Genomic DNA, 26,435 nt, shown 5'->3' with positions numbered 1-26,435 from the left:
CGCGCCGGGCGCGAGCGGCGCGACGGGGGCCGCCCGGCCCGGGACGAGCCGCTCACCGGCGCCGAGGGGGCGCGGGAGGAGGCGCTGAGAGCCTGGCGACGCCGGCGCAGCCAGGCCGACAGCGTCCCCGCCTACGTCGTGTTCTCCGACGCCACCCTGCGCGCCATCGCCTCGCGGGCCCCGACCACAGCGCGCGAGCTGGCCGGCGTGCCCGGCATCGGCCCGGCCAAGCTCGAGCGCTACGGCGTCGACGTCCTCGCCCTCGTCGCCGCCGATCCCGGCGCCCCGGCGGAGCCCTAAGGTCCCGGGCCACCGGCCTCCGACCGGCCCGGCGGCGCGGCCCTGCGATACTGAACCGATGCACCCGTCCGCCCCGCCCCCGAGATCGCCCCGGTGAAGCTCCGCCGCCTCTTCGGGCGTGACGACGCCACCGGGGACGACGAGGACGGACTCGACGCCGCACCGCCCGAGGGTGGGGTCGACGACGAGCCCCCGGCCGCGGAGCCGGAGCGCGACGAGGAGGTCGGCCAGCCCGACGTGGTCGACGACATGGTGACCGAGCTGGCCGACACCGATGGGGCGGGCGACGCCGACGCCGTCGCGGGCGACGGGGCGGCCGCCGAGAAGGCCGCTGACGAGGACGGCGACGCCGTCGAGTCCGACGAACACGAGGTGCCGGTGGCCGAGGAGGCCGAGGACATCGCGGAAGGCGACGAGGACGGCGACGAGTCCGATGAGGAGCGTGAGCCCACCGGGCAGATCGAGTTCGAGCTGTCGGACTGGGGGTCGCGAGAGCGCAAGCTGCTCGACGAGGCCCTGACCGCGGTCCGGGTACGGCGGGCGTGGGAGGCCGGCACCCTCGTGGTGGCGGCGTCGGACGCCGAGGTCGTCGACGACCTGATCGACGACATCGAGGAGCGCCTCGCCCTCGATCTCTCACCCGACGTCGAGCCGGTGATCTACGACGTGGGCGACTGGCCCCTCGGGCTCGAGGACCGCTTCATCGAGGCCCTGATCGAGCAGCGGATCGCCCACGCGCGCGGCTACCGCGAGGTCACCGTCGCCCTCGACGACGAGGAACGGGTCGACGCACTGATCGAGGACGTCACCAAGGCGTGGGAGGACGAGCAGGTCACCGACGACGAGATCGGTGGCCCCGACGCTCAGGATGTCCTCTCCGAGCTGTTCGTGAGCGCCGACCGCCTGCTGCACGACGCCTCGGATCGCGCCGCCACCGTGCGCTTCGACGACGCGGCCGGGTCGGCCACCACGATGGCGGTGCCCTTCGGGTTCGCCGAGGACGACTGGCAGGCGATCACCGACCTCGTCGTCGCCCTGCGGGAGCTGCTCAGCGAGGCCGGCACCGGAGACGAGGAGATCGTGGAGGCGGCCACCGCGCTGCGCAGCCACCTGCGGCCCCTGGTCTGATCGTCGCCGCCCCGGCTCCGCTCATCGGGGCCGCGGCCGGCCCCGGTAGGTTGACCCGATGGTCCTGGCCGAGCTGGAGGTCTTCCAGTCCCGCCCCATCGCCCCCACCCGGCGGGTGGCGTTGGGGTCGTGCGTCCTCCCGGTCACCCCTGCGCCCGGCTTTGGCGGCATCCTGCTCGGCGCCGTGGCCGGAGCGTTCATCGCCCAGGTCGACGACGACCTGCACGCGGATCTCGACCGGCTGAGCCACCAGCTCGAGCTGGGCCAGAGCATCCCCCAGCCCCGCCTGCGCCACCGCTTCCAGACCGATCACATCGGCCTCACCCGGCGGGTGCACCGGCTGGTCGGCGACGGTGAGCGCATGCACCTGGACCTCGACACCTCCGACGGCACCTCGCCCGGTCCGCAGGTGCTGGCCGTGGTCTACGCCGCCGGCCGGCTACCGATCGAGAGCCGGGGCCCGGTGATGCGGGTCATCCGCCGCGGGCTGCGCTGGCGGGGTCGATCCCACGACGGCCTGATCGACGCCATCAGCGGCCGCGGGTCGGGTCTGGTCACGGCCCTGGGTCGCTACCGCGACCCCGAGGCCTGGGCCCTCGGCGTGCTCGGCCTGGCCGGCCCGTCGCCCGATCGCCAAGCGGTCCAGCGGCGCTTCCGAGACCTGCTCCGCGTGGCCCACCCTGACCACGGCGGCCGCCACTCGGGCGCCGCCGAGCGCATCGCGGAGCTGTCCGAGGCCCGGCGCATCCTGCTCGTGCCGTGACCTGCGCCGCCGAGGGGGAGCACCAATGACCGCCGCCGCCGTGTTGCTCACGCCCGGCGCCGGGAGCGGACGCGACCACCCCACCCTCGTGGCCGTCGAGGCCGCGGTCGCCCCGCGGCCCGTGGCCCGGGTCGACTTCCCCTACCGCCGCGCTGGGCGCAAGGCGCCGGACCGAGCGCCCAAGCTGATCGCGTGCATCGTGGATGAGGCTCGGTCCCTCGCCGAGCGCACCGGGGTCGATCCCGGTGGCATCGTCCTGGGGGGACGGTCGATGGGGGGTCGCATGTGTTCGATGGCTGTCGCCGAGGGGCTCCCGTCCGCCGGTCTGGTGCTGCTCAGCTACCCCCTGCACCCCCCGGGCAAGCCCGAGCGGCTGCGCACCGAGCACCTGCCGGCGCTGGCCCTGCCCTGCCTGTTCGTGGGCGGCACGCGCGACCCGTTCGGGACCCCTGAGGAGATGGAAGCCGCCAGCGCGCTGATCCCCGGCCCCGTCACCCACGTGTGGCTCGACGGCGCCCGCCACGACCCCAAGGGTCGAGACGACGAGATCGCCGCCGCGGTCGCGACCTGGTGCGCGACCCTCGCCTGAGGCCGAGAGGACCGGGACAGGGTGCGCCCGTTGGCCAACGGGCGGGGCTCCGACACGAGAAGAGGACCGGGCGCTCAGGGGGGGACGGGCGGAAGGCGCCGGAGGAGGTAGAGGTACGTCGGCTCCGGGTGGAGCCACGACGAGATCTCGACCCGGCGCAGCACCTCGTGGCCGTCCAACTCATCGCCGGCGACGACGAACTCGGCATCGATCGCCGGGGTGTAGAAGTCGAGCCACCAGGGCGCCACATCGTACGGGGCGAGCAGGACGGGGTCGTCGATCGACGCCCCCCGCCTCCCCAGCCCCCGGCCCGGCGAGGCTGCGGCGGGGACCGCTCCCGGCTCGCCGGCGCCCGCCTCCGCGGCTTCCTCGGCGTTTGTGGCCCCAGGTCCAGGGTCGTCCAGCCCGTAGGCGTGCGTGCCGTTCCACGCTGCGCCGGCGTCGAGCTGGGTGACGGCGATGCCGTCACCCCGGGCTTGCGCAGCCAGCTCCCACGTCGCCGTCTGACGGACCAGGTGGTCTCGCGTCGAGGCCACGGCCACCACCGCCAGGAGGGCCGCAACCGCCCAGGCGGCGGGCTGGACGACCCGCACGTCGCGCACCGCCCACAGGGCGAGGGCCACACCGAGCGGAAGGAGGGGCAGGAAGTAGCGGTCGAAGGAGAGCACGCTGTCTCGGAGCACGATCGACGGGCCGACCGCGCCGGCCGCCTGCCAGACGAGCACGCCGGCGACCAAGCCTGCGGGCGAGCCGCGCCGCTCCCACAGGCGGGGCGCCCGCTGGGCCAGCACCACCACCAGCACGATGGCGCTGAGGGCGCAGAGCACCAGGATGATCCGCACGCCGGTCTGGTTCACGAGGGGTTGGCGGCCCCCGCGCAGGTCAAGCGGCCCGGCGCCGTAGTCGCTCAGGAACTGCGGGGTCCAGGGGTACAGGTTCTGAAACGGTGAGAAGTGGACGGCGGTGGTGGCGAGCGCGCCAAACGCCAACGCGGCGGCGATCACGCCCGAGCGAGGCATGCGGCGCAGCAGGCCCGGCAGCCTCGGGACGGCGGCGACCGCGATCGGGAGGACGAAGAGGCCGAGGTAGGTCGCCTCGACGGCGAGGAGGCGGTGGGCGAGGGTGGCGATCCCACCGGGCACCGCTGCGGCGATCTCGTCCGCCACCGCGCCCGAGAACTCTGACGTCCCGCCCGCCGATGAGCGATACCACAGCGTGTGGCCCACCACGGCGACCAACGGCAGCAGCGCCACTCGCGCCACCAACGCCAGGCCAGGCCGGTCGAGCCGGAGCCGGCGGCTCACCAGCAGCCAGGTGAGGACCCCGAGCGGGACGAGCGCCCCGGCGTGGCGGACCAGGAACGCCATGGAGGCCGCCACCGAGCCGAGCGTGGTCCACCGCGCGTCGGGCTCGTCTCGTCGCAGGCCCCGGAGGTAGCACCACACCGACACGGTCACCAACCCGGTCAGGTACGAGTCGCTCATGAAGCTGAAGCTCGTCGCGTAGGCCAAGGGGTTGAACACGACCAGGGCGGTCCCGAGGGCGCTGCGCGTGCGATCGACGCCCAGCTCCCGGCACAGGCCGTACATCGCCCACCCGGCGAGGAGCGAGAAGGCCACCGTCGACGCCCGCAGCACGCCGAAGGACTCGCCGAAGATGGCCGTCCAGGCGGCCCCCCATCCGATCTGCACCACCAGCGTCGACACCGACTCGGGGAAGATCCGCAGCTCGCCCTGCTCCCGAAGGACCTCGACCGACCGGGCGTAGAGGAAGTCGTCGTTGATCGCCACCGGGGCGAGGGTGGGCACCACGAACGCCGACGCCCCGTACAGGACGAGGATGAAGGCGACGAGCCACCCGGCCCGCACAGCGCGTCCAGCCGACCGGACCCGTTCGCGAAGCCGAGGCGGCGTGGCGACCGTCGCGGACCTGCCGGCGGGCTCGGTCGACGGTGTCGGGGGAGTCTGCGAGACGACAACTCCTCCCGAGCGTTGGGGCACGTCGACCTGACCGCGAGGGCAGACGCTACTGGACCGGACCGTCAGGCCTGGACCGAGACGGGCACACCCAGGGGGAGGCCGACGTCCTCGACCATCGCCACGACCACGTCGTCGGGTATGCGGACACAGCCGCGGCTGACGTTGCGTCCGATCGAGGAGTCGTCCGCCGTGCCGTGGATGCCCATGCGCCCATCACCGCCGGCGAACTGCTCGAGGGTGGAGAAGCCCGACAGGCCGTAGGCGTAGGAGCCGTAGCCGGCGTTCGTCGGGTCGAGCAGGACCCAGGTGTAGAAGTCGCCGCCGACGGTGGGGGTGTCCTGGGTGCCCACGCCGATGGCGGTGTCGATGACGACCCGGTCGCCCTGCTGCACGAGCATCCGGAACTCCGAGAGCGACACCTGGATCTGGTAGTCGTGGGTCGCCACGTCGACGTCGGCCTCGTCGATCCAGCCCTGGCTGCCGTTGGGGCGTACCGGCAGCAGCACGTGGAGGCGACCCGCTGAGCGCTCGAGGACCAAGAACACCTGGGGCTGGCCGTAGTCGCCGGTCGCGTCCACCGCGTCGGTGGCCGCACCGGTGGCCGAGTCGTAGACGGTGACCTCCCCGACGCCCGAGCGGACGGTCGCGACCTCACTGGTGCGAGCCGGGAGCAGACCGAGCCCGGCGGGGGCAACCGGGTCGGAGGACGCGCGTGGCGTCGTGCCGGTGGTGGGGGTGGTCGTGGCGGTGGTGGGGCCGTTGGTCGAGGGGGCGTCGGTCGTGGGGCCGTTGGTCGTGGGGCCGTTGGTCGTGGGGCCGTTGGTCGTCGTGGGGGCGGTCGTCGAGGAGATGATCGGCCCGACGGTGGACGGTGTCGTGGCCGCGATGGTCGTGGTCGTCGTGGGTCGTGAGGCGGCCGGTCCGAGCTCCGGTTCGCTCCTCGTGCACGAGAGCGCGGTGGCCACGACGAGCACGACAGCGAGGAAGCCGCCGCCGGTGAGGGCGATGGTCCTGCGGGTGGGCTCGGGCCGGTTCACGGGGGCGGATGCTAGGTCAGGCCCGGGGCCGGCGACCCCGCGGGCGGTGGGTCCTCACCGGCGACGATCGGGCCCTCGCCGGGGACCGAGAGGTCGTCCTCGGGGTTGATGTCCTCCAGCTCGCGCCGGGCGGTCTCGGGGAAGACGGTCAGGGCCAGGACCGCGACCAGCAGAGCGAGCGGCAACAGCAGGAACATCCCGTCGGCCAGGCGACCGGTTTGGTCCTTGGCCACGCCCGCCACCACCAGCCCGATCGCGCTGCCCACCACCGAGAACACCTGGAGGATGCCCGCGGCCTTGGCCCGCGCCGCGGTCGGGAAAAGCTCGGGGCTGTAGGCCCCGAGGGCCGGCACTGCGAGGGCGCCGAGCATGGTGGCCCCCAGGTTGGCCATCCACAGCGGCCAGCCCGCCATGGTGAAGCCCCACGCCCCGAGCACGGCGCCGCCGGCGACGCCGATGGCCACGACGTGGCGGCGGCCTCGCGTGTCGGCCAGCCGCCCGCCGGCGACGAGGGCGATGCCGGCCGGGGTGCTGGTCAGGACGGCGAACAGCGAGATCCGGGCCGCGGAGAACCCCCGCTCGTCGCGCAGGAAGTCGTTGAGGAGCTGGCTGCTGGGTGCCCCGAAGGCCGACGAGCAGAACAGCGCAGCCCCGATCGACCAGAGGCGGGCGCCGTGGCCCTTGACGACCCGCGCGTCGCGGTGGGGGCGCACGAAGCGCTGGCTCTCGGGCAGCTGGCGCCGCACCCACGCCACCAACGGCAGGCCGAGCACCGGGATCAGGTAGAGGATCCGCCACCCCTGTTCGCCCACGTCGGCCAGAGGGAGGGCCCACAGCGCCACCCCGGCGCCCAGCGCCCCGGTCATGGTCATAACGCTGATGGCATACGCCCGGGCCCCGGCCGGCATCTCCTCGGCGGCGACGACCGCGAGGAGCAGCGTGACCGCAGTGGTGAAGCCTCGCGCCATGGTCTGGGTCACGCCCAGCACCTCGAGGGTCGGCGAGAAGGCGCCCAGCACCGTGGCCAGGCATGCGGCCGCCAGCGACAGCAGCAGGAGTCGACGCCGGCCGCGACGGTCGGCCAGGGCCACCAGGGCCAGGCTGCCGAGGGTCCCGACGCGCACGGCGGCCAAGGCTCCGCCCTGGGCGGTGGTGCCCCGGCCGAACTCATCGGCCGCGTAGGTGATGGTCTGGGTCATCACCGTGCCCAGGTAGCCGGCCACCAGGGCCAGGGTGAGCAGGAGTCCGAGGATGGTCCCCGATCGGACATCGAGGGTCGCGGGTGGGGCCCACACGGGGCTGCGGGCGATGTCCCGCCGGGTCGTGCGGCGCAGGGCGCGGGCGATGAGCGGGGACACGACCGCGCCCCACGGGCCGAGGGCCAGGCGGAAGCGCGTCGTCTCGGTGACCGCGACCTGGCCGTCGGCGCGGACCGCGGCCTCGACGTCGCGGCGGTAGCTGGCCATCGGCCCGCGCTCGAGCCCGAAGGTGGCCGTCCGGGCCGCGCCGGGATCGGGTCCCTCCTCGCGGCCGTGGGGGTCGGCGTCGGACGGGACGTCCGGGTGGGCGTCGCCCCAGTCCCGAGCGTCGGACCCGGTCCAGGCTCGTTCGACGAGGATGTCAGCGCGCGGGCGGAGGAGCCCCTCGGCGGTGTCGGGGTCGACCACGACCGTCTGGGAGACCCTCGCCACACCTCATGTTCGTCCATCGAGAGCCCGCCCTCGCGATCCGGCGCGGCGCCGCGTCGGCCTCTGGAGACGGGTGGCATGCTGGCCCGATGGAACGGATCCGCGTGCGCGGCAGTGGGCCCCTCGACGGGCGGGTGAAGATCTCCGGCGCCAAGAACTCGGTGCTGAAGCTCATGGCCGCGACGGTCCTGGCCGAGGGGCGCTTCACGATCCGCAACGTCCCCGACATCACCGACGTGCGGCTGATGGCCGACCTGCTCCGGGCCATGGGGTCCGAGGTCTCCTACGCGGATGCGGTGCTCACCGTTGACACCCCCGCCGACACCGTGCCCGAGGCGCCCTACGAGCTGGTCGAGGCCATGCGGGCGTCGATCGTGGTGCTGGGGCCGCTCATCGCCCGCCTGGGCCGGGCCCGGGTGTCCATGCCCGGCGGCGACGACTTCGGCCAACGTCCCATCGACTGGCACCTCGACGCCCTGCGACGCCTCGGCGCCGAGTTCCACACCGAGCACGGCTACATCGAGGGTCGGGCCGACCGCCTGCGCGGGGCGCGGATCGTGCTCGAGTTCCCGAGCGTCGGGGCCACCGAGAACGCGCTGATGGCGGCGGTGCTGGCCGAAGGCACGACCGTGATCGAGAACGCGGCCAAGGAGCCTGAGCTGGCCGACCTGGCCGCCTTCCTCAACCGCATGGGCGCCAGCGTCCTCGGCGCCGGCAGCAGCACCATCACCATCGACGGCGTTCCGACGCTGCACCCCGTCGACCACCAGGTGATCCCTGATCGGCTCGAGGCGGCGACGTACCTGACCGCGCTGGCCATCGCCGGGGGCGAGCTGGTGCTCGAGGACGCCCGCCCCGAGCACATGGACATGTTGATGCAGAAGCTGGGCGACATGGGGCTGCGGACCTCGGCGCACCCCGACGGTGTCTGGGCGTCGGCCCCCGAGCGGCTCCGGGCCGTCGACATCAACAGCCTCCCGTACCCCGGGGTCGCCACCGACTACATGCCGCTCATGGTCGCCGCCCTCTCGGTCGCTGATGGGGCCGGGATCGCCACCGAGAACATCTTCGGCGGGCGCTTCCGCTACGTCGACGAGCTCTCCCGCATGGGCGCGGACATCCGCGTCGAGTACCACTACGCCCTCATCCGGGGGGTGCCCCGCCTCTCGGGGGCGCCGGTGCGGGCCCATGACATCCGGGCGGGAGCGGCCATCGTGGTGGCCGCCCTGGGAGCCGACGGCGAGACGGTCGTGTCCGACGCCCACCACGTCGCCCGCGGCTACGACCGCTTCGTCGAGAAGCTCACCGCCATCGGCGCCGACCTCGACGCCGACTGAGAGGCCGCGCCAGTAGGCACCAAGTCGAAGTCATCCGATCCGGTCGAGCGCGGCCTCTCACCGACAGAACGGGTGGTCTTTCGGCGGCGAAGCCGCTGAAAGCGCTCAGAACGCCTCCCCGTGACGGACCAACGGTCAACGGTCGGCATCGCCTACTGGCGCGCGTTCTGAGCCGTCCTGTCGCGCCACGACGAGCACCACGCGGACCCCGAGCCACGCCGCGACTGTGAACGTGAGGCGTCAGGGGGGAGGGGGATCCACGGGGTGGCCGTCGGGCTCGGGGTCGCCCTCGCCGGTCTCGCCGTCGGTCCCGCCCTCGGTCTCGCGGCGCCGGCGGATCTCGGCGTTGGCCCGGCGGTTGGCGATCCAGAGCAGCCCGGCGAAGAGCGAGATCGGGGTGAGGATCAGCAAGATCTCGTCCCACCCGCCCTGGTGGGCCAGCAGCAGAGGAGCCGAGCTCATCGGTGCACCATGGGGTCTTGGGGCACGTCCAGTCGGGGGTGCACCGTTCGGTCGCGGGGGACGTCGAGTCGGGTTCGCGTCGGCGGGCACCAATGAGCACTGACGGCTCCGCGGGCTCCGCCGTCAGAGAGCCCGTGCTTCCTGGTTCGCTCGCGGTGCTCGCTCATGCGCCCAGCAGGAGCCAGAGCGCGACGGATCCCGATCCTGCCGTCCACGCCGCCAGGGTCCAGCCGGCGCGGGCCACCGCCGCGCCGACCCGCGAGGCCATCCGGTCCCAGCCGGCCACCAGCATGACGCCGAGGGCCAGGCCCAGCAGGACGATCTGGATCCACGAGCGGACGCCGGCGGAGAGCAGCTCCTCGTTCGTCCGCCAGCTGCTCGTGCCGAAGAGGTCCCACCCCTCGCTGAAGGGGTCGAGGCCCAGGACGACCAGGTCTTGCACGTATGTGAGCCAGGTGGCGAGCTGGTGGACGAAGACGCCGACCGCGGCCAGAGGCCCGAGGGCCGCGACCAGGTCGGCCGCCAGCGGCTCGTGCAGCTCTTCACCACCGGACGGGGCCGCGGTGACCTCGGCCAGGCGGGCGACGAGCACCCAGGCCCCGGCGACACCCACGGTGCACCAGACCAGCCCGAACGTCGACCACAGCGTGCTCCTCGCCCCGGTGCTGCCACCGGTGATGTCGGCCCACCACCGGGTGCCGGCGACGGCCTCCCACACGGCGGCGCCCAGGACGACGGCGAGCACGGCGAACGACCGGCGCCCACCGGCGCGACGGGCCAGCCCCCGCAGCGGTGAGCGGAGCCTGACCCGACCGCCGTCCCACGCCACGGGGGAGGCAGCAGCGATGGTGCCGCAGAGCACCGCCAGCGGCGAGTTGCGTCGGACCCACCCTCGGCCGCCGAGCACGGCACCGACGGCCATCACGACGGTGAGGGCGCTCACCCAGGCCGCCAGGTGGCGGGGCGCCAGCCCGTCGAGCCAGCACGTGAGCATCCAGGCGAAGGTGGCCAGCAGGGCGGCCGGCAACCACCAGTCGCCCGCCTCGTCATCGCTCGCGGCGGGCCCGACCGGTGGGGTGGGGCGGCCCCGGACCCGGTCGATCGCGGCGGCGAGGGCGTCATGGGGGTCGACGACGCGCCACCAGTCGCCCAGGATCCACGCCAGCAGCGGGACGGTCCACCAGACCACCGCCACCAGGAGAAGGGGCATCGGGTTCAGGCCCGAGAGGTCGGAGCCGAACCAGCCCACCGCCAGCACCAGCGCCAGCAGCGCCACCCCCAGCACCTGGCCGGCGAGGCGCACCGGGGTGGGGAGGCCGTCGCCCGGCCAGCGGCCGGCCTCGGCCCCATCCACCGAGAGGGTAGGGACCGCCGGGCCGCCCACCGGCGTCGCCGCGCCGCGCGCCCTGAGCCCCACGGCACCGATCACCGACCCCGCGGCGACCGCCGCGTAGAGCAGCCCGCCGGGCACGCCGTCGCCCGCCAACCCGGCGGAGCCGTGGGCGAGGAGGGCGGTCAGCACCGGGCCGATGGTACGGACGGTCGCGACCGGCCCAAAGTCGCGCCGCAGGTGTCGCGCGCCACGGCTGGAGGGGGGAACACCTGTCGACCAGGGGGCGTTTCCCGTATCAACGACGGTGGTGGGGCCCTGCGGCTCTCGTGAGAGACTGGTATCTCCCCCCGCACCGGACGATCCGACCACAGACAGCAGAGCGAGACGTGCTCGAGAAGCTTGAGACCACCATCGGTGCGATCCGCCCGGCCATCCAGGCCGACGGGGGCGACATCTTCCTGCGGGGCTTCGACGCGGAGAGCGGCGTGGTCTCCGTCGAGCTCACCGGGGCGTGCGTGAGCTGCCCGGCGTCCACCGTCACCCTGAAGGCCGGCGTCGAGCGCATCCTCAAGGATCGGGTCCCCGGCGTCACCTCCGTCGAAGCCGTGGGCCTGGCCTCGGAGAGCGCCGTCTCGCTCTGAGCCATCTGGGCCTCGTAACGCAGGCGAACCGATCGCGATCCCCGTCCCCCGGAACGACGGAACCCGCGACCAGAACCCACGGTTGGCCGAACCGGACGCGGTCCCCGTCCCTCGGGCGACGGGATCCGCGACCAGAACCCACGGTTGGCCCAACCGGACGCGATCCCCGTCCCTCGGGCGACGGGATCCGCGACCAGTTCGGGATCCGGCCGGCCCGGAACGGTCGGCCCGGTCGGTACCAGACGGTGGTTCGCTAGGTTCAGCGGCCATGGCCCCCATCCCGCCCCTCGTCTCCGTCGAGCGTCGCGACGACGGTGTCGCTGTCCTCCGCATCGAGAACGGCAAGGTCAACGCGTTGTCGACCGATGTGCTGCGTCAGCTCGAGGGGGCCGCCCAGGCGCTGATCGACGAGCCGCCCGGCGCCGTGGTCGTCACCGGGGGCGATCGCGTGTTCGCGGCGGGCGCCGACATCAGCGAGTTCGGCGGACCCGACGAGGCCCGCACCATCGGCGCCCAGTTCACCCGGGCCCTGGGCGCGGTGGCGGACATCCCCCGCACCGTGATCGCCGCGCTCAGCGGCGTGGCCCTCGGGGGCGGCTGCGAGCTGGCCCTCGCCTGTGACCTGCGGATGGCGTCGGACCGGGCCCGCCTCGGCCAGCCCGAGATCCTGCTCGGGATCATCCCCGGCGGCGGTGGCACCCAGCGCCTGGCCCGGCTGGTCGGCCCGGCCCGGGCCAAGGACATGATCCTCACCGGGCGGGCGGTCGGGGCCGAGGAGGCCCTGCGGATCGGGCTGGTCGATCGCGTCGTCGCCGCCGATGAGGTGCAGGACGCGGCGCGGGCGTGGGCGGCTGAGCTGGCTCGGGGCGCCGTCGCGGCCCAGGCCCTGGCCAAGCGGGCCATCGATCGGGGCCTCGACGTGGGCCTGGTTGCGGGGCTCGACCTCGAACAGGAGCTCTTCGCCCAGGTGTTCGCCACCGACGACGCCCGCATCGGAGTCGACTCCTTCACCGAGCACGGCCCGGGCCGCGCCACCTTCACCGGACGCTGATCGCAGTTCGAGGGCGTCTGGTCCGCACGGCGCGGAACGTTCCGGATCCTGTACCAAGGATCAACGAGACCGACCACGAGCGCGCCCGCTGAGCCAGCGTCCACAGCGCACCTGTCCTCATCCGCCGAGGCCGGTAGCGCCGGTGCAGCCTTCCACGGCGCACGCGATGGTCAGTTCGCAACGCTTCCCGCGGCGGCGTCGACCAGCCTGGCGGCCCACTCGACCGCCTTGCGTGCGTCGGCGCCTGCCACATCGGCCGCCTGGTACTGCGACCTGTTCTTGAGCCTCAGCAACCGGCCGTGGGTGGTGGCGGAGGGCCCAGTCGTCGGGCCTGCCTTCAGCTCCTTCGCCCCATCAGCGTGGTGATCGGTCTTGCCGGTCGCACCCGTCAACGCAAGGAAGATGGCGTCCTTCGAGTTGATGCCGCTCGTCACCGGCGGAGGAGGTCGCGGCGTTGTAGAGCTCCCGCTCGGAGCTCACCTCGGCGGCTTCGAGGAACTCCCTCGCCTTGCGGAGGTGCGCCCGGGCATCGTCGAGAGCAGTCACGGGTGTCGACCGGACGCTAGGACCGATCGGATGGGGTTGGAGAGATCCACGTTGAGCTTCCTGTGTTGAGCACCAAACCACTCAATGAAGTACAGAACTACCCGATCGACCAGCTCGGCGCGGGCTCGGATCCGAGGGGGCGCCGGTAGGATCTCCGGCACTGTGACCGCTCCGGCCCACGTCCGTTCCTGCTACCGCCACCCCGATCGGGTGGCCGGGATCGTCTGCCAGCGCTGCGACCGGCCGATCTGTCCGTCGTGCATGCACCAGGCGTCGGTGGGCTTCCACTGCCCCGAGTGCGCCAAGCTGGGAGCGCAGAAGGATTTCCGGGGCGTCGCTGCCCGGGCCAAACCACTCGTCACCCAGGTGCTGATCGGTGTCAACGTCGCCGTGTACGTGCTCACCCTCGTCACCCTGAACGTCCGACCCTTCTCCGACGGAGGGCAGTTGCTCAACGCGGCCCTCGGCGACGGGGGCCTCACGGCCGACGGCGTGCTGCTGGGGGGTCTGGTGCCCGACGAGCCGTGGCGCCTGGTGACGAGCGGCTTCCTTCACTCCGACGCCATCCCGTTCGGGTTCCTCCACATCGGGCTGAACATGTGGGTCCTTTGGGTCCTCGGCCAGTTCCTCGAACCCGCGCTCGGACGGGTGAGGTTCCTCGCCCTCTACGTCGCGGCCCTGATGGGTGGGGCCCTCGGTGTGGTGCTGCTGTCGCCCGATGCCCGCACCGTCGGCGCATCGGGCGCCATCTACGGGCTGATGGGGGGGGCGTTGCTGGTGGCGCGCGAGCGCAACATCGACCTCATGCGCTCGGGCCTGGTCACCACCCTGGGCCTCAACCTGGTGCTCACCTTCGGCATCCCGGGCATCTCGATCGGCGGCCACCTCGGCGGCTTGGTCCTCGGGGCGCTGGCCGGCGTCATCCTCACCCAGGTCGCCGCGCGGCTCGGACCGAAGGGTGACGTGGTGGCCGCCGGGCTCACCGTCGCCCTCGGGCTCGCCGCCGCCGTGGTCGCGTTCGCCTACATGGTGGCCCGTTACGGTTTCGCCGCCTGACGTCGGCGGACCTGACTTCGCGCCCGTCGTGATGGTGACCTCGACCCGCGTCAGTCGCTTCTCGCGCCAGGTTCGGCGCGCTGCGGCGATCGGACGTCAGATCAGCCGAGTGTGACGCCGATGCGGTTTCTTGCGTCGAGAGTCCTGCGCTCCACGGCGATCGAGCGCAAGAACCTCGTATCCGCCCGCTCCGCGGCGATCCACGCTGCCTCGTCGGTCGCGGGGGCAGCGCGCGGTGGGCGGCCAGCCCGCCAGGGAGATGGCCAGCCCGTGACGGAGGCGGCTAGCGACCTTCGACGGTGCGGGCCAGGCTCTTCAGGTTGCGCTTCCAGACCAGGCCCATGATGCGATCGCCGACGAGGCCGCCGATCCGGCCGCCCATCCAGAGCGGATAGGTGAGGCGTTCCTCCCAGGCGAAGCGGGTGCGGCCCCGGCGGGCCCGCTTGAGGGTGAAGCGGCCGGTACCGGTGACGACCCCGACGTGGCGCACGCCCATGGTGCGCCCCTCGCGCCACTCGGTGACCTCCATCTTGTCGGTCAGGCGGACGGGACCGACCTTGGTGTCGCAGTCGAACGTCGTGCCCACGCCGCGCGTCGTCTTCGACGTGAAGCGGATGGCGACGGCGTCGACCATCCAGTCGACGTGGCGCTCGATGCGGCCGACCTCCTCCCACACCGTGGCCGGTGACGCGTCGATGGTGATGGCGACCTTGACCTTCCCCATGGCTGCAGTCTGCCGAGCGCACGCCCGATCCGACCGCTTCTAGGGGCACGATTCTCACCTCTGCGTGAACCTGGCCCCCAGAAGCGCGACGGGTCTGATGCGGCCCGATTCTGGGGGCACGATCCTCACCCCTGCGTGAACCTGGCCCCCAGAACCGCGGCGACGGGTGCCGGGGGCGCACCGGTGGGGTGGGAGGGTTGGGGAATGGAGGGATATGACGCTGGGACCTACGGCGACCGCTTCGCTGAGGTCTACGACGACTGGTACGACGACCCCGAGGGCACCGCCACCGCCGTGGACCACCTGGCTGCGCTGGCCGACGAGGTCGCCGAGAACGGCGCCGGGCCCAGGACGGGCGCGCCCGACACCGGGCCCCGCCTGCTGGAGCTGGGCGTGGGAACGGGCCGCCTGGCTCTCCCCCTGGCGGCGGCGGGCTTGGCCGTCACCGGCCTCGACGCCTCGCCCGAGATGCTGGCGCGGATGGCGGCCAAGGCGGGTGCCGAGCGCGTGCGAGCCGTGACCGGCGACATGGCCGGTCCGCTCCCCGACGGCCCGTTCGACGTGGTGGTCGTCGCCCGCAACACCTTCTTCAACCTGACGGCCGAGTCGGCCCAGCGGACCTGTCTGACCGAGGTGGCCCGGGTCCTGACTCCCGCCGGCCGCCTCGTCGTCGAGGCGTTCGTGCCCACCGAGGAGCGCAGCCCGACGTCGTCGGTCGAGGTCCGCAGCATCACCGCGGACCGGGTCCTGCTCTTCGTCGACCGCCATGACCCGGTCGCGGGGGAGGCGTGGAGCTCCTTCGTCGACATCACGCCGGCGGGCGTTGCCTTCCGGCCCTGCCACGTGCGCTATCTCCGCCCCGATGCCCTCGACGAGATGGCGTCCGCCGCCGGCCTTGCGCTCGACCGTCGCGCCGCCGACTGGGCCGGTGCCCCCTTCGACGACGACTCGCCCCAGCACGTGTCCTGCTACCGGCTCGCCTGAGTCGGTCCCGGCACCCGGACGTGGCGCAGAACGCGCCTCTGGCCTGACGCCCGGGTCCGGCGACCAACTTGCCCCTCCGGAGGTGGCGCGCGGGAATGGCTTCGCCTGAGTCGCCGTCCGCCCGAGGTCGCCGGATCCGACGCTGCGCCCGCGGCCCCGGAATCGGCGGTAGAGCCTGATTCGCCGGATGCCGCCGGTCCGGTGAACCGGTCGCCAGGTCGGCGCGCCGGCGGCATCCTGTCAAGGTGCCGACCACACGGGTGCTCACCACGGCCCAGGCTTCGGCCCGGTTCCTGGCGGAGGCCCGCCTGCTCGTGGACAGAGCCTTCGCTGGTGATCTCGCCGAGGAAGACTGGGGCCACGCCCTCGGCGGCTGGCACGTCGTCGTCGCCGGCGACGACGGCGACCTCCTCGCCCACGCGGCCGTGGTGCCCCGGGTCCTCGGGGTGGGCGACCGGCCGTGGCGCACCGGCTACGTCGAAGCGGTCGCGACCGCGCCCCGGCGGCAGGGAGCAGGGCTCGGCTCGCTCGTGATGGCCGAGGCGGCTCGCGTGGTGCGCCGCAACCACGAGATGGGGGCCCTGTCGACCGAGCGGCACGCGTTCTACGAGCGCCTGGGCTGGGAGCGGTGGCAGGGCCCGACCTACGTGCGCGACGGCGCGACGACCATCCGCACCGAGGACGAGGACGACGGCGTGATGGTCCTCCGGTTCGGCCCCAGCGCGGAGGTCGACCTCACCGCTTCCATCTCCTGCGAAGCCCGGCCCGGCGACGACTGGTAGCCGAGGCGCTGGTGCCGAGGGCTCCCCCGTGGCGTGGGAGCGATCGACCGCTCGACGGGGAACGGACGGGTCCCGCCTCCGAGGGGGCCGGTACCGTGGGGCGGTGCCCCTCGAACCGGTCGTCGCCACCTACCTCGACCACGCCGCCAGCACCCCGATGCGGCCCGAGGCGGTCGAGGCCATGGTCCCCTTCCTGGCCGAGCACCACGGCAACCCGTCGGGCTCCCACGCCGCGGCCCGCCACGCCCGGCGCGCTCTGGACGACGCCCGCGACTCGGTCGCCGCGCTGGTGGGCTGCCGCCCCGGCGAGGTCGTGTTCACCTCGGGCGGCACCGAGGCCGACGTGACCGCTCTCACCGGTGCCGTCGCGGCGCGTCCCGGAGGGGTCGTTGTGGGTGCGATCGAGCACCACGCCGTGCTCGACGGGGCCCGCGCCGCGGCCCGCCTCGGCAGCGAGGTCACCACCATCGGCGTCGACGACCGGGGCGGACTCGACCTCGACGCCCTGACCGACCACCTGGCCTCGGGGCGCACACCCGCCCCGACCATGGTCTCGGTCGCGCTGGCCAACAACGAGGTGGGCACGATCCAGCCCCTCGACGGCGTGGCCGAGGTGATGGCCGCCCACGCCCCCGAGGCGGTGCTCCACAGCGATGCGGTGCAGGCCGCCTCGTGGCTCGAGCTCCCCGCGGTCGCCGCCCCTGCGCACCTGCTGGCCCTGAGCGCCCACAAGCTCGGCGGTCCCAAGGGCGTCGGCGCCTTGATCGTGCGGGGCGGGACCACGGTGGCCCCGCTGCTCGTCGGCGGCGGCCAGGAGCAGGGCCGGCGCAGCGGGACCCCCAACGTGGCCGGCATCGTGGGCTTCGGCGTGGCCACCCGGCTGGTGGCCGCCGAGCGCCACGCCACGTCCATCCGGGTGGCGGCGCTGCGGGACCGACTCGCCGACAGTCTCCTCCCGGCCCTGGCCACCCTCGTCCCCGGCGCACGCGAGACCGTCGTCGGGCCCGGCTCCGACCGCCGCCACGTGCTGCCCGGCCACCTCCACCTGTGCCTCCCGGGGGTGGCTGCCGACGAGGTGTTGTTCCTGATCGACCGGGCCGGGGTGGCGGCCTCGGCGGCGTCGTCGTGCGCCTCGGGCGCGACCGAGGCCTCCCACGTGCTCGTGGGTCTGGGCGTGCCGGCGGACGCCGCACGCGGGTCGCTCCGCCTCACCCTCGGGTGGTGCACCACCGACGCGGACGTCGACCGGGCCCTCGCCCTCGTGCCGGCTGCCGTCGCCCAGGTCCTCGGCCAGCCGGCACCCGTGCCGAGCGGGATGTCGTGAAGGTCCTCGGCGCGCCCGCACCGGTGCTGAGCGGGATGCCGTGAAGGTCCTCGTGGCCATGTCCGGCGGTGTCGACTCATCGGTCGCCGCCTCCCGGCTGGTCGCCGCCGGCCACGATGTCACCGGCGCCACCCTCAAGCTCTGGGGCGGCGAGTCCGACACGGGGTGCTGCTCGGTGTCCGATGTCGACGACGCCCGCCGCGTCGCCGACGGCCTCGGGGTCGACCACCACACCTTCGCCTACGGCGAGGAGTTCGAGGCCGACGTCATCGCCCCCTACGTCGCCGCCCACGCCGCCGGGGCCACGCCGAACCCGTGCATGGCCTGCAACCGGGCGATCAAGTTCGGGGCGCTCCTGGAGCGAGCCGACCGCCTCGGCTTCGATGCCGTGGCCACCGGCCACCACGCCCGCGTGGTCACCGACGGCGCCGGGCGACGCCGGGTGGGCCGGAGCGTCGACGTGGCCAAGGATCAGTCCTACGTCCTCGCCGCGCTCGACCACGACAGGCTGGGGAGGGTGATCTTCCCCGTCGGCGACAGCACCAAGGACGACGTGCGGGCCGAGGCCGCCGCCCTGGGCCTCGGCACCGCGGCCAAGCCCGACAGTCAGGACGTCTGCTTCATCACCCGCGCCGACGGCCGGGCCCGCTTCCTCGGCCGGCGCCTGGCGCTGACCCCCGGGCGGGTCGTCGATGCCGCCGGGGCGATGGTGGGCGCCGTCGACGCGGTGGAGACGGTGACCGTCGGTCAGCGGCGAGGCCTCGGCCTCCCCGGCGGGGGCGAGCCCCGCTACGCGCTCGGCGTCGACGCCACCACGGCCACGGTGGTGGTGGGCTCCGAGGCCGATCTGCGGGTGCGGTCACAGCCGGTCACCGGCATCGGTTGGGCGGCCGAGCAGATCGGCGAGCCGCTGGAGATCCAGGTGAGCGCCCACGGCGCGCCCCGGCCGGGTCGCCTGGCGCCGGTGGGCGACGGGTGGGAGGTCCGCTGGACCGGGGCCGAGCGTCGTGTCTCACCGGGCCAGGCCGTGGTCGGCTACGACGGCGATGTCGTCGTCGCCTGGGCCACCGCTGGCCCCATGCCCTGACGACTCGGCTGCGACCGCGAAGGGGGAGCCGGCGATCGAGCGCGCCGCGGTCCACCCCTGTGACGAGACGGATCGGAGGCCACGACACCGTGCGTGACCATGGGCGGCGACCATGGTTAGGGTGGGTCCGATGTCCGAGACCGTCGTCCAAGCCAGCACGTTCAAGGCTCGGTGCCTGGCGCTGATCGACGAGGTCGAGGCGACCCATCAACGACCTGCTCGGGGGTTCGGACCGGCCCGGAGCGCAGACCTCACCCCAACCGTGGGCGTCGCCGCCGGCGAGCTGGATCAGTTCCATGGTGACCCGGCGGACCGCCTGATCTACGCAACGGCGATGCTCAGCCGGATCCCGTTGGCCACCAAGGACCGGCTACTTCGCGAGTTTGCGGCGGACGACGGACAGGTCTCGGTCGTGTGGTGAGCGACCGCCGAGGTCGGCTCAGTCGGCCAGGAGGTCGGCGGCGAGGCTGGCGATGGCGGTGTCGCGCCGGAGCTGGCGGATCATGTGCTGGTCGAGCCCGTTGGTGAGGTAGACGACGCTCAGACCCGAGTCAGGGTCGGCGAAGGCGATCTGGCCGCCGGCGCCGTTGTGGCCGAACGACCGGGCCGAGGCGGTGCGCCCGAAGCCCCGGCGGTGCCCGAGGTCGTCGGTGCCCTTGACCACGAGTCCGCCCCGGGTGCGGTTGGCGGGCACACCCCACATGTCGGGCAGCTCGTTGCGGATGGTGCCGGTGGCGTCGGCCAGCACCTCGGCGTCCCACAGTCCCTTCGGGTCGTGGAGGAACGCCTGGTAGAGCAGGGCCAGATCCGCGGCGCGCACCACCCCGCCCCCACCGGGCACGCCGATGGTGCGGGCCTCAGGCGAGTTCAGGGTGAGCAGGGCGCCGAGGGCGACGTCGGGGGGGGATCAGCGCGGCGAGGTCGATGCGGACACCGAAGGACTCCTCCATCTCATCGGCGGTGGGTGGCTCGCCGACGCCGACCGCGTCGACGATGTCGTCCTGGGCGTCGGCGGGGACGGCGAGCAGGCGAGGGAGGCCGAGGGGCTCGGTGACGGTGTGCGCGACGGCGTCGCCGTAGGGCTCGCCGCTGAGCGCCTCGATGATCTCGGCCAGCACCCAGTGCCCCGCGGTGGGGTGGTACATGAACGTCTCACCGGGAGCGAGGGTCAGGCGCCACTTGGCGAAGGACTCGAGCCGGCTCTCCCTTGTGTCCCAGCGCCCGGGGCCGAGCGGGGCCATGGGGAAGCCGCCGAGGTGCATGAGGACCTGCTCGACGGTGACCACGTCCTTGCCGTTGGAGGCGAAGGCGGGCACGTAGGTGGCGACGCGCTCGGTCAGGTCGAGGGCGCCGTCACCGACGAGACGCCAGATCGCCGCACCGATGAGGGCCTTGGTGCACGAGAAGGGGACGAAGCGCGACCCGGCGGGGGCACCGAAGGTCTCGTCGACCACGACCCGCCCCTCGAAGCCGATGGCGACCTGGGCCGCCGGGAGCAGCCCTCGTCGATCTCCCGGCGGGCTCGGGCGAGCAGGACGGAGACCTTGGCATCATCGATCACGCCGTGACGCTGCCATCCCCGCCCCGTCGTGTCGAGGCGCGAAACCGCCGCCCTCCTGGGCGCCCACCGCGCACCAGGGTGGCGGTTTGCGGAGGGAGCGCGTCAGGCGACGGGGATGCGCCGGGCTGCAGCCTCGGCGAGCACCGCCGCCGGTCGGGTGGGGGTGACGAGGATCCGGGTCGCGGCCTCGGTGCCGAGGTCGCGGCGCGACCGGCGGACGGTGACGGGCAACGTCTCGGAGGTCTCGACCTCGATAGCGAGGCCAAGGGCGCCGAGGGTGAGGTCGAGGGCGTCGGTGCCGACCGGCGCCGGGCCGAGGCGGGTGATCATGCGCCGCGGTGCCATGACCGCGTCGGGCCGGGCCACGGGGTCGTGAACCACCAACCCCGATGGCACGAACACGATCCAACGCCGGGCCAGCCCGTGCAGCGAGCGGGCTCCGGCGACCACTGCGCCGGCGCCGAGCACCAGGGCGACGCCGCCGGCGACCCACTGCTCGACGGCGAGGAGCAGCGGTCCCGCCACGGCACCGGCCGCGACCACGATCCAGGTGACGACCGCAAGGGCGGCGAGGGTCGGAGGGCACCGGAGGGCGAAGCGCCGCTCGGCGCCGTAGGCCGATCCGTTGACGAAGGCATCGCCCACCACCGGGGCGAAGGCGCCCGCGACGGCCAGCGCGGCCGAGATCACCGCGACCACGCCCCGGTCCGAGTCGTCGCCCGGGCCGCCCGGGCCTGCGGCCCACGCCATCGCGGCCAGGGCGGCGGGCGTGGCGACGCGGACCACCGTCAGGCTCGTGGCGCGCGGCACCAGCAGGGCCACCAGCACCGCCGCCCAGGTGCCCCAGGCCAACACCGTCGAGACCGTGCGCACGGCATCGGTGCGCCCGTCGAGGGCGGCGGCCAGGGCCGGCCCTCCACCGAGCGGCATCACGACCCAAAGGGCGCGCAGGACCCACACGCCGGTGGAGGGGGGCGGGGCGGGTTTCGGCACAGGCGCCGAGATTTGCCCATGGAGCGCGGCGGTGACCACTCTTGGTCATCCGAACGGGACCGGGGACCGGTTCCGGCGAACCTCAGGGGGTCTCGTGCGGAGCGGAGACGCCACCGGCAGCGAGGACGACGCAGCAACCGACCTCGAGATGCGACCACTCCCGGTGGGCATCGGCACCCCGACGGCGATCGGTAGCCTGCCCCACCGTGATCCGGTCGAGGCGGTCGCCTTCGTGCTCGAGCAGCTGCCCGAGCTGCCGGCCGCCCCCGCTCTCCCGGCCCGCGACGCCCGCGAGGCGATGATCGCCCAGGCGGCCTGGGGCATCACCGGGGTCGACATCGGGTCCGACGGCTCGCTCACCGTCGACCCCTCCGCCCTCGACCCCGACGCCCCGCTCGGTGACCCGACGCTCGCGGGGCCGCCGTTCGTCACCCTGCAGACCTTCCTCGCGGCCGTCGCCGGCCGCACCGGGGCGCTCAAGGTGCAGCTGACCGGGCCCGTGACCCTGGCCCGCGCCCTGGCTGCGGCCGGGGCCGAACCGGCGGTGGCGATGGCGGTGGCCGGCACCGCGGTGCGCACCCGGGCCCGCGCCCTGGTCGACGCGGTGAGCGACGTCGCCCCGGACGCACCGGTGGTCGCCTTCCTCGACGAGCCCGGCCTGGTCGGCGGCCCGCCGGCCGGCCTGGGCGACCCGGAAAGCCTGATCGACCTGCTCTCGAGCGCCCTGGCGGCGTGGGAGTCCCGGGCCATCACCGGCATCCACTGCTGCGGTGCGAGTGACTGGAAGGCCCTGCTCCAGGCCGGCCCCCGCATCCTCTCGACTCCTGTCGGGGCCGGCTTCGCGCCCAGCGCCGGCGCCGTCGCCGCGTTCCTCGAGCGCGACGGGTGGATCGCCTGGGGTGCGGTGCCGACCGACCGCCCCCTCGGCGACTCCGTGTCGCACTGGTGGCGCGAGCTCTCGGCCCAGTGGTGCGAGCTGGTGCAGGCCGGCTGCGACCCGGTGCGGATCCGCCGTCAAGCCCTGGTGACCCCGGCGTGCGGCCTGGCGCACCACCACGTCCCGCAGGCCGAGCGGGTGCTCGACCTCGGCCGCTCACTCGGTCTGCGCATCCACGACCAGCTCGCCGGCGTTCGCCTCTCGGTCGGCGCCTGAGCTCGTCGGGTCACCCGACCACCCCTGCGGTGGCCTGCGATTCGGTCGACGGGCGGCGAGCCGCCAGCTACAGGCGGCGGAGGGCGTCGACGAGGCGGCGGAGGGTGCCGGCCTTCTCCCCGTCGCCCTGCTCGGGGGCCTGGAAGGCGACGTCGAGGACCTCCTTCTTTCGGGTCTTGCCCGTGTCCGCGCTCTCGTCGATGAACTGGGTGTAGAGGCCCTCGAGCCAGGCCGCGTTCGGGTCGAGCGGAGACTCGGGCTCGATGGCCTCGGCCCGCGCCGAGCTCTCCCGGTGGACATCCGCGACAGGGTCGTGGAAGCCGGTGATCCCGACCAGCCCGCCGGAGTCGGCGTCGGCGTCGGCGTCGGCGTCGTGATCGACGGTTGCGCCGGCCGGCCGGTCGCGGGGGTCGGCCTCGCGCACCGAGGTGCGTCGGGGGAGTCTCGAGTCGCCGTCGGGTGCGGTCTCGGGCCCGGCCGAGACGCCGTTCAGGCTGGGCCCGGAGGTGACGCCGAGGTCGTCGTTGCCGGCCGACGGGTCGTGGTCGAACGGGTTGCCGGTGGACCACTGCTCCCAGGCTTCGTCGGGAGCGTCCTCGACCTCGGTGGCGTCGTCAGTTCCGGTGCCTGCGTCGCCGGTCCCGGCGGAGATGGCGTCATCGGTGCGCTCGTCGGGGCCGGTGGTGGCAGCGGCTATGCGCTCGGCGGCCGAGGGCTCGTGGACAGGGTCACCGCCGTGCGGGCTGAAGGGCTCGGGAACGACCTCGAGCAGCTCGGCGCGGGCGAGGCGGTGGACGACACCGGCGGTGGAGTACTGGCCGCGGCCCATCGACGCGGCCAGCTCGGTGATCGTGCGCGGCCCCGACAGCGAGGTGATCAGCTCCCAGTCCTCACGGAGCAGGGTGACCTGGGCGGCGCCGTCGGGCAGGGCTCGCCGCGGTGACACCCAGGCCGAGACCGACGGGACGATGTCGCTCATCTCGTCCACCCCGCGCACCCGGCGGCGGACCTCGTTCACGATGGCCTCCACGTCGAAGCCGCGGTAAGGCCCGATCCAGTGCATGGTGTCGGGCTCGAAGTCGAAGCGACCATCGCCCTCCCGGAACAGGGTGATGAGCGGGTCGTAGACCATCGAGAGGACCACCGACGCGAGCAGGTCCGGCTCGATCGAGCCGTGGGCGATGAGCAGCTCGCCCACCCGGGGCGAGTCACCCGCCTCCTCGACGGCTCGGGTCCAGAGCTCGGGGCTGAGACGACCGGGGCGGACGAGGGCCGAGGCCAGGGCGTCGTCGGTCCCCCCGCCTCGGACGAAGTAGAGCTGGCCCTCGCAGAGGTACGCGGTGCACCCGGCGCTGCCGGTGAAGCGCACCGCACCGGTCCGTCCCGTCGATGACAGCACGCGCAGCGCGCCGGCGGGGGAGTAGTCGTCCAGAGATCCGTTGAGAGCCATGTCGTTCAGCGTCCGGTCCGGTGGCGGGAGGAGGGCTTCACCCCGTCTCTGATCGGCGCGTGGACGCCGCCCTTGAGGATTCCGGTGACTCTCGGTGACCGACGCCCGGTGTCTGAAGGACCCGGGCGCTCCACTGTCGCAGGGCGCTCCTATGCTCACCGTCGTGGACACCGACCGCGGCGGCGAGCGCTCCGATCCGGCCCGGCGCGTCGCGGATCTGCGGACCGAGATCGAGGGCCACGACGAGCGCTACCACCTGCTCGACGCGCCCATCATCGCCGATGCCGACTACGACGCCCTGGTGCGCGAGCTGCGGGCCCTCGAAGAGGCCAACCCCGAGCTGACCAGCCCCGATTCGCCCACCCAGAGGGTCGGTGCGGCGCCCAGCACCCTCTTCGCGCCCGTGGCGCACCGCCAGCCCATGATGTCGCTCGACAACGCCTTCGACGCCGAGAGCCTCGCCGCGTGGGGCCGGCGGCTGGAGCGCCGCCTGGGCGCCGGGCCCGACGACGACCCGGTCGACTACGTGGCGGAGCTGAAGATCGACGGGGTCGCGATCTCGTTGCTCTACGACGACGGCGAGCTGGTCCAGGCTGCCACTCGGGGTGACGGCCGGGTGGGCGAGGACGTGACCGCGAACGTCCGCACCATCGGCGTGGTCCCGCACCGCTTGGTCGGTGACGCGCCCCGCGTGCTCGAGGTGCGCGGCGAGGTGTACATGTCACGCTCGGCCTTCGCCCGCCTCCAGGCCACCCAGGAGGACGAGAACCGCGCCCGCCGGGACCAGGGCCGCAAGCCCAACCCCGTGGCGGTCAACCCCCGCAACGCCGCGGCCGGCTCCCTCCGCCAGAAGAACGCCGAGGTCACCGGCCGTCGCGAGCTGTCGATGTGGTGCTACCAGCTCGGTGAGATCGAGGGCGGACCGGGCTTCACCCGTCACCGAGAGACCCTCGACTTCCTCGCCGAGGTGGGCTTGCCGGTCAACCCCGAGATCACGGTGCTTCCCACCCTCGACGACGTGCTGGCCTACAGCCTGGGCTGGCAGGACGGCCGCCACGGCCTCGACTACGACATCGACGGGGTGGTGGTGAAGGTCGACGGCCTGGCCATCCGCTCGGACCTGGGCTTCACCAGCCGGGCGCCCCGGTGGGCCGTCGCCTACAAGTTCCCGCCCGAGGAGCGCACCACCCGCCTGCGCGAGATCATGGTGTCGGTCGGTCGCACCGGCCGCGCCACCCCCTTCGCCCAGCTCGAGCCGGTGTTCGTCGGGGGCGCCAACGTCAGCCAGGCCACCCTCCACAACCAGGACCAGGTCGCGGCCAAGGACGTCCGCGAGGGCGATGTCGTCGTGGTGCGACGGGCCGGCGACGTGATCCCCGAGGTGGTCGGCCCGGTCCTGCCCCGCGACGATCCCGACCGGCCGGTCTGGGACTTTCCCGTCACCTGCCCGTGCCCCCGGGCCTCGACCCTGGTGCGCCCGGAGGGCGAGAGCGACACCCGTTGCGTCGACCCGGAGTGCCCGTTCCAGCGGGCCGGCTCCATCGCGCACTTCGCCGGGCGCGGCTCGATGGACATCGAGGGCTTCGGCGAGCAGCGGGTCCGCCTGTTCATCGACCTCGGGCTGATCGCCGACATCGCCGACATCTACTCGATCCGGTGGGACCACCTTCAGGACCTGCGGACGCTGCTGACCGAGTGGGCCTCGTCCGCGCTGGACGTGGCCCGCGAGCGCACCGGTGACCTCAAGGCCAAGTACGACGCCGTTCAGGCCGTCGACGTCGCCCCGTCCGTCCCCGACGGGGCCGGCGACCTGCTCGGCGCGGAGCTCGTGGCCGACCTGGCCGCCGACGCGGCCCGGTTCCGCTCGACCGCCGACACGTTGCGGGGGCTCGGCCCCGACGCCGCCGGCAAGCTGCGGGCCGCCATCGAGGACACTCGCGAACGGCCCCTTGCCAAGTTGCTGGTGGGCCTCAACATCCGCCACCTGGGGCCGGCGGGGTCCGAGGCCCTGGCGGCCGCCCTGGCCCACGTCGAGGCCATCGCGACGGCCACGGCCGAGGAGATGGCTGCGGTCGAGGGCGTCGGGCCGGTGATCGCTGCTGCGGTGCGGTCCTGGTTCGACCAGGGTGCCAACCGCGACCTCATCGCCCGCCTGGGCGCCGCCGGGGTCAACCTCGAGGGGCCCGAGCGCCCCGACCTCGCCCCCGTACTGGAGGGCAAGGCTGTGGTCGTCACCGGCTCCCTCGAAGGCTTCAGTCGCGACGAGGCCGCGGCCGCGGTGAAGGAACGGGGCGGCAAGAGCCCCGGGAGCGTGTCGAAGAAGACCTTCGCCGTGGTCGTCGGCGCCGAGCCGGGGACGTCGAAGCTCACCAAGGCCGAGGAGCTCGGCGTGGCGATCCTCGACGAGGCCGGGTTCCGCCACATGCTCGACACCGGCGCGCTGCCGGGCTGACCGGGTCGGAACCTC

The 26,435-nt window shown here is 73.8% G+C and carries 26 protein-coding genes; 15 read left to right on the top strand and 11 right to left on the bottom strand.

The annotated features are described in order from the left end of the window. From VNL12_RS00980 to VNL12_RS00965, 4 genes are all read left to right on the top strand, one after another. Positions 1 to 300: HRDC domain-containing protein (locus tag VNL12_RS00980; protein ID WP_325590739.1), on the top strand; the 300-nt coding region annotated here is incomplete at its 5' end. 93 nt (positions 301 to 393) lie between these two features. After that, positions 394 to 1,428, top strand: a complete 1,035-nt coding sequence (locus VNL12_RS00975) for a hypothetical protein (protein WP_325590738.1) — start codon at positions 394 to 396, stop codon at positions 1,426 to 1,428. Between the two features lie 58 nt (positions 1,429 to 1,486). Then, the gene (locus VNL12_RS00970; protein ID WP_325590736.1) at positions 1,487 to 2,191 is read left to right on the top strand and encodes a J domain-containing protein; all 705 of its coding nucleotides are present in this window, start codon (positions 1,487 to 1,489) and stop codon (positions 2,189 to 2,191) included. Positions 2,192 to 2,216: 25 nt separating this feature from the next. Then, positions 2,217 to 2,780 (top strand): alpha/beta family hydrolase, encoded by a 564-nt coding sequence (locus tag VNL12_RS00965; protein ID WP_325590734.1) that lies wholly within the window; start codon positions 2,217 to 2,219, stop codon positions 2,778 to 2,780. A gap of 74 nt (positions 2,781 to 2,854) precedes the next feature. Here the strand turns inward: VNL12_RS00965 and VNL12_RS00960 are convergent, their stop codons facing one another. From VNL12_RS00960 to VNL12_RS00950, 3 genes are all read right to left on the bottom strand, one after another. Then, positions 2,855 to 4,648, bottom strand: a complete 1,794-nt coding sequence (locus VNL12_RS00960) for an ArnT family glycosyltransferase (protein WP_325590732.1) — start codon at positions 4,646 to 4,648, stop codon at positions 2,855 to 2,857. A gap of 173 nt (positions 4,649 to 4,821) precedes the next feature. Then, positions 4,822 to 5,796, bottom strand: a complete 975-nt coding sequence (locus VNL12_RS00955; RefSeq protein WP_325590730.1) for a L,D-transpeptidase — start codon at positions 5,794 to 5,796, stop codon at positions 4,822 to 4,824. Between the two features lie 11 nt (positions 5,797 to 5,807). Beyond that, positions 5,808 to 7,487, bottom strand: a complete 1,680-nt coding sequence (locus VNL12_RS00950; protein WP_325590728.1) for an MFS transporter — start codon at positions 7,485 to 7,487, stop codon at positions 5,808 to 5,810. A gap of 86 nt (positions 7,488 to 7,573) precedes the next feature. On the opposite strand from VNL12_RS00950, the gene murA reads away from it, so the two are divergent. Further along, positions 7,574 to 8,821, top strand: a complete 1,248-nt coding sequence (gene murA, locus VNL12_RS00945) for a UDP-N-acetylglucosamine 1-carboxyvinyltransferase (RefSeq protein ID WP_325590726.1) — start codon at positions 7,574 to 7,576, stop codon at positions 8,819 to 8,821. Between the two features lie 240 nt (positions 8,822 to 9,061). Here murA and VNL12_RS00940 read toward each other — a convergent pair whose 3' ends face one another. Then, entirely contained in the window at positions 9,062 to 9,283 is a 222-nt protein-coding gene (locus VNL12_RS00940; RefSeq protein ID WP_325590725.1) for a hypothetical protein, read from the bottom strand. Between the two features lie 163 nt (positions 9,284 to 9,446). After that, positions 9,447 to 10,805 carry a hypothetical protein gene (locus tag VNL12_RS00935; protein WP_325590723.1) on the bottom strand — a complete coding sequence of 453 codons (1,359 nt, stop codon included), beginning with the start codon at positions 10,803 to 10,805 and terminating at the stop codon, positions 9,447 to 9,449. 197 nt (positions 10,806 to 11,002) lie between these two features. On the opposite strand from VNL12_RS00935, the gene VNL12_RS00930 reads away from it, so the two are divergent. Both VNL12_RS00930 and VNL12_RS00925 read left to right on the top strand, forming a co-directional pair. Next, positions 11,003 to 11,257 (top strand): NifU family protein, encoded by a 255-nt coding sequence (locus VNL12_RS00930; RefSeq protein WP_325590721.1) that lies wholly within the window; start codon positions 11,003 to 11,005, stop codon positions 11,255 to 11,257. Positions 11,258 to 11,525: 268 nt separating this feature from the next. Further along, a complete protein-coding gene (locus VNL12_RS00925) occupies positions 11,526 to 12,308 on the top strand; it encodes an enoyl-CoA hydratase/isomerase family protein (protein ID WP_325590720.1) in 783 nt (260 codons plus the stop codon). A 170-nt stretch (positions 12,309 to 12,478) separates the two neighbouring features. Here VNL12_RS00925 and VNL12_RS00920 read toward each other — a convergent pair whose 3' ends face one another. After that, positions 12,479 to 12,742 carry a hypothetical protein gene (locus tag VNL12_RS00920; protein WP_325590718.1) on the bottom strand — a complete coding sequence of 88 codons (264 nt, stop codon included), beginning with the start codon at positions 12,740 to 12,742 and terminating at the stop codon, positions 12,479 to 12,481. 274 nt (positions 12,743 to 13,016) lie between these two features. Between VNL12_RS00920 and VNL12_RS00915 the strand changes: the two genes are divergently transcribed. Beyond that, positions 13,017 to 13,910, top strand: a complete 894-nt coding sequence (locus VNL12_RS00915) for a rhomboid family intramembrane serine protease (protein WP_325590716.1) — start codon at positions 13,017 to 13,019, stop codon at positions 13,908 to 13,910. Between the two features lie 283 nt (positions 13,911 to 14,193). Here VNL12_RS00915 and VNL12_RS00910 read toward each other — a convergent pair whose 3' ends face one another. Further along, entirely contained in the window at positions 14,194 to 14,634 is a 441-nt protein-coding gene (locus VNL12_RS00910) for an SRPBCC family protein (RefSeq protein WP_325590715.1), read from the bottom strand. A gap of 204 nt (positions 14,635 to 14,838) precedes the next feature. Here VNL12_RS00910 and VNL12_RS00905 point away from each other — a divergent pair, with 204 nt between their 5' ends. The 5 genes from VNL12_RS00905 to VNL12_RS21115 all read left to right on the top strand — a co-directional run bounded on the left by VNL12_RS00905 (position 14,839) and on the right by VNL12_RS21115 (position 19,232). Continuing rightward, positions 14,839 to 15,618 (top strand): class I SAM-dependent methyltransferase, encoded by a 780-nt coding sequence (locus tag VNL12_RS00905; protein WP_325590713.1) that lies wholly within the window; start codon positions 14,839 to 14,841, stop codon positions 15,616 to 15,618. Between the two features lie 245 nt (positions 15,619 to 15,863). Further along, positions 15,864 to 16,400 carry a GNAT family N-acetyltransferase gene (locus VNL12_RS00900; RefSeq protein ID WP_325590711.1) on the top strand — a complete coding sequence of 179 codons (537 nt, stop codon included), beginning with the start codon at positions 15,864 to 15,866 and terminating at the stop codon, positions 16,398 to 16,400. Positions 16,401 to 16,503: 103 nt separating this feature from the next. Then, positions 16,504 to 17,724 (top strand): cysteine desulfurase family protein, encoded by a 1,221-nt coding sequence (locus tag VNL12_RS00895; RefSeq protein WP_325590709.1) that lies wholly within the window; start codon positions 16,504 to 16,506, stop codon positions 17,722 to 17,724. Positions 17,725 to 17,764: 40 nt separating this feature from the next. Next, positions 17,765 to 18,811 carry a tRNA 2-thiouridine(34) synthase MnmA gene (gene mnmA / locus VNL12_RS00890; RefSeq protein WP_325590707.1) on the top strand — a complete coding sequence of 349 codons (1,047 nt, stop codon included), beginning with the start codon at positions 17,765 to 17,767 and terminating at the stop codon, positions 18,809 to 18,811. Positions 18,812 to 18,941: 130 nt separating this feature from the next. Next, the gene (locus VNL12_RS21115) at positions 18,942 to 19,232 is read left to right on the top strand and encodes a hypothetical protein (protein ID WP_325590705.1); all 291 of its coding nucleotides are present in this window, start codon (positions 18,942 to 18,944) and stop codon (positions 19,230 to 19,232) included. Positions 19,233 to 19,250: 18 nt separating this feature from the next. Here the strand turns inward: VNL12_RS21115 and VNL12_RS00880 are convergent, their stop codons facing one another. From VNL12_RS00880 to VNL12_RS00870, 3 genes are all read right to left on the bottom strand, one after another. Continuing rightward, positions 19,251 to 19,658 (bottom strand): serine hydrolase, encoded by a 408-nt coding sequence (locus tag VNL12_RS00880; RefSeq protein WP_325590747.1) that lies wholly within the window; start codon positions 19,656 to 19,658, stop codon positions 19,251 to 19,253. Positions 19,659 to 19,668: 10 nt separating this feature from the next. Continuing rightward, complete coding sequence (locus VNL12_RS00875; protein ID WP_414654832.1) at positions 19,669 to 20,265, bottom strand: serine hydrolase domain-containing protein; 597 nt, start codon at positions 20,263 to 20,265, stop codon at positions 19,669 to 19,671. Positions 20,266 to 20,474: 209 nt separating this feature from the next. Then, a complete protein-coding gene (locus VNL12_RS00870; RefSeq protein WP_325590703.1) occupies positions 20,475 to 21,332 on the bottom strand; it encodes a hypothetical protein in 858 nt (285 codons plus the stop codon). A 127-nt stretch (positions 21,333 to 21,459) separates the two neighbouring features. Here VNL12_RS00870 and VNL12_RS00865 point away from each other — a divergent pair, with 127 nt between their 5' ends. Further along, a complete protein-coding gene (locus VNL12_RS00865) occupies positions 21,460 to 22,518 on the top strand; it encodes a hypothetical protein (RefSeq protein WP_325590701.1) in 1,059 nt (352 codons plus the stop codon). Positions 22,519 to 22,585: 67 nt separating this feature from the next. Here the strand turns inward: VNL12_RS00865 and VNL12_RS00860 are convergent, their stop codons facing one another. Next, positions 22,586 to 23,968, bottom strand: coding sequence for a DUF4388 domain-containing protein (locus VNL12_RS00860; protein ID WP_325590700.1), 1,383 nt, complete (start codon positions 23,966 to 23,968; stop codon positions 22,586 to 22,588). A gap of 163 nt (positions 23,969 to 24,131) precedes the next feature. Here VNL12_RS00860 and ligA point away from each other — a divergent pair, with 163 nt between their 5' ends. Further along, positions 24,132 to 26,420: an NAD-dependent DNA ligase LigA gene (gene ligA, locus VNL12_RS00855; protein WP_325590698.1), complete on the top strand. Its 2,289-nt coding sequence runs from the start codon at positions 24,132 to 24,134 to the stop codon at positions 26,418 to 26,420. The last annotated feature ends 15 nt before the right edge of the window (positions 26,421 to 26,435 follow it).

The sequence above is a fragment of the Iamia sp. genome, assembly GCF_035575815.1.
Lineage (GTDB): Bacteria > Actinomycetota > Acidimicrobiia > Acidimicrobiales > Iamiaceae > Iamia.
The sequence above is the reverse complement of the archived record's forward strand: the minus strand, read 5'-3'. Positions and strand labels throughout refer to the sequence as shown.

What these genes read in the sequence shown, in the direction of transcription:
- VNL12_RS00970 (WP_325590736.1), top strand. Translation starts at nt 1,487, where the DNA reads ATGGTCCTGGCCGAGCTGGAGGTCTTCCAGTCCCGCCCCATCGCCCCC.
- VNL12_RS00965 (WP_325590734.1), top strand. Translation starts at nt 2,217, where the DNA reads ATGACCGCCGCCGCCGTGTTGCTCACGCCCGGCGCCGGGAGCGGACGC.
- murA (WP_325590726.1), top strand. Translation starts at nt 7,574, where the DNA reads ATGGAACGGATCCGCGTGCGCGGCAGTGGGCCCCTCGACGGGCGGGTG.
- VNL12_RS00940 (WP_325590725.1), bottom strand. Translation starts at nt 9,283, where the DNA reads ATGAGCTCGGCTCCTCTGCTGCTGGCCCACCAGGGCGGGTGGGACGAG.
- VNL12_RS00925 (WP_325590720.1), top strand. Translation starts at nt 11,526, where the DNA reads ATGGCCCCCATCCCGCCCCTCGTCTCCGTCGAGCGTCGCGACGACGGT.
- VNL12_RS00910 (WP_325590715.1), bottom strand. Translation starts at nt 14,634, where the DNA reads ATGGGGAAGGTCAAGGTCGCCATCACCATCGACGCGTCACCGGCCACG.
- VNL12_RS00905 (WP_325590713.1), top strand. Translation starts at nt 14,839, where the DNA reads ATGGAGGGATATGACGCTGGGACCTACGGCGACCGCTTCGCTGAGGTC.
- VNL12_RS21115 (WP_325590705.1), top strand. Translation starts at nt 18,942, where the DNA reads ATGTCCGAGACCGTCGTCCAAGCCAGCACGTTCAAGGCTCGGTGCCTG.
- VNL12_RS00860 (WP_325590700.1), bottom strand. Translation starts at nt 23,968, where the DNA reads ATGGCTCTCAACGGATCTCTGGACGACTACTCCCCCGCCGGCGCGCTG.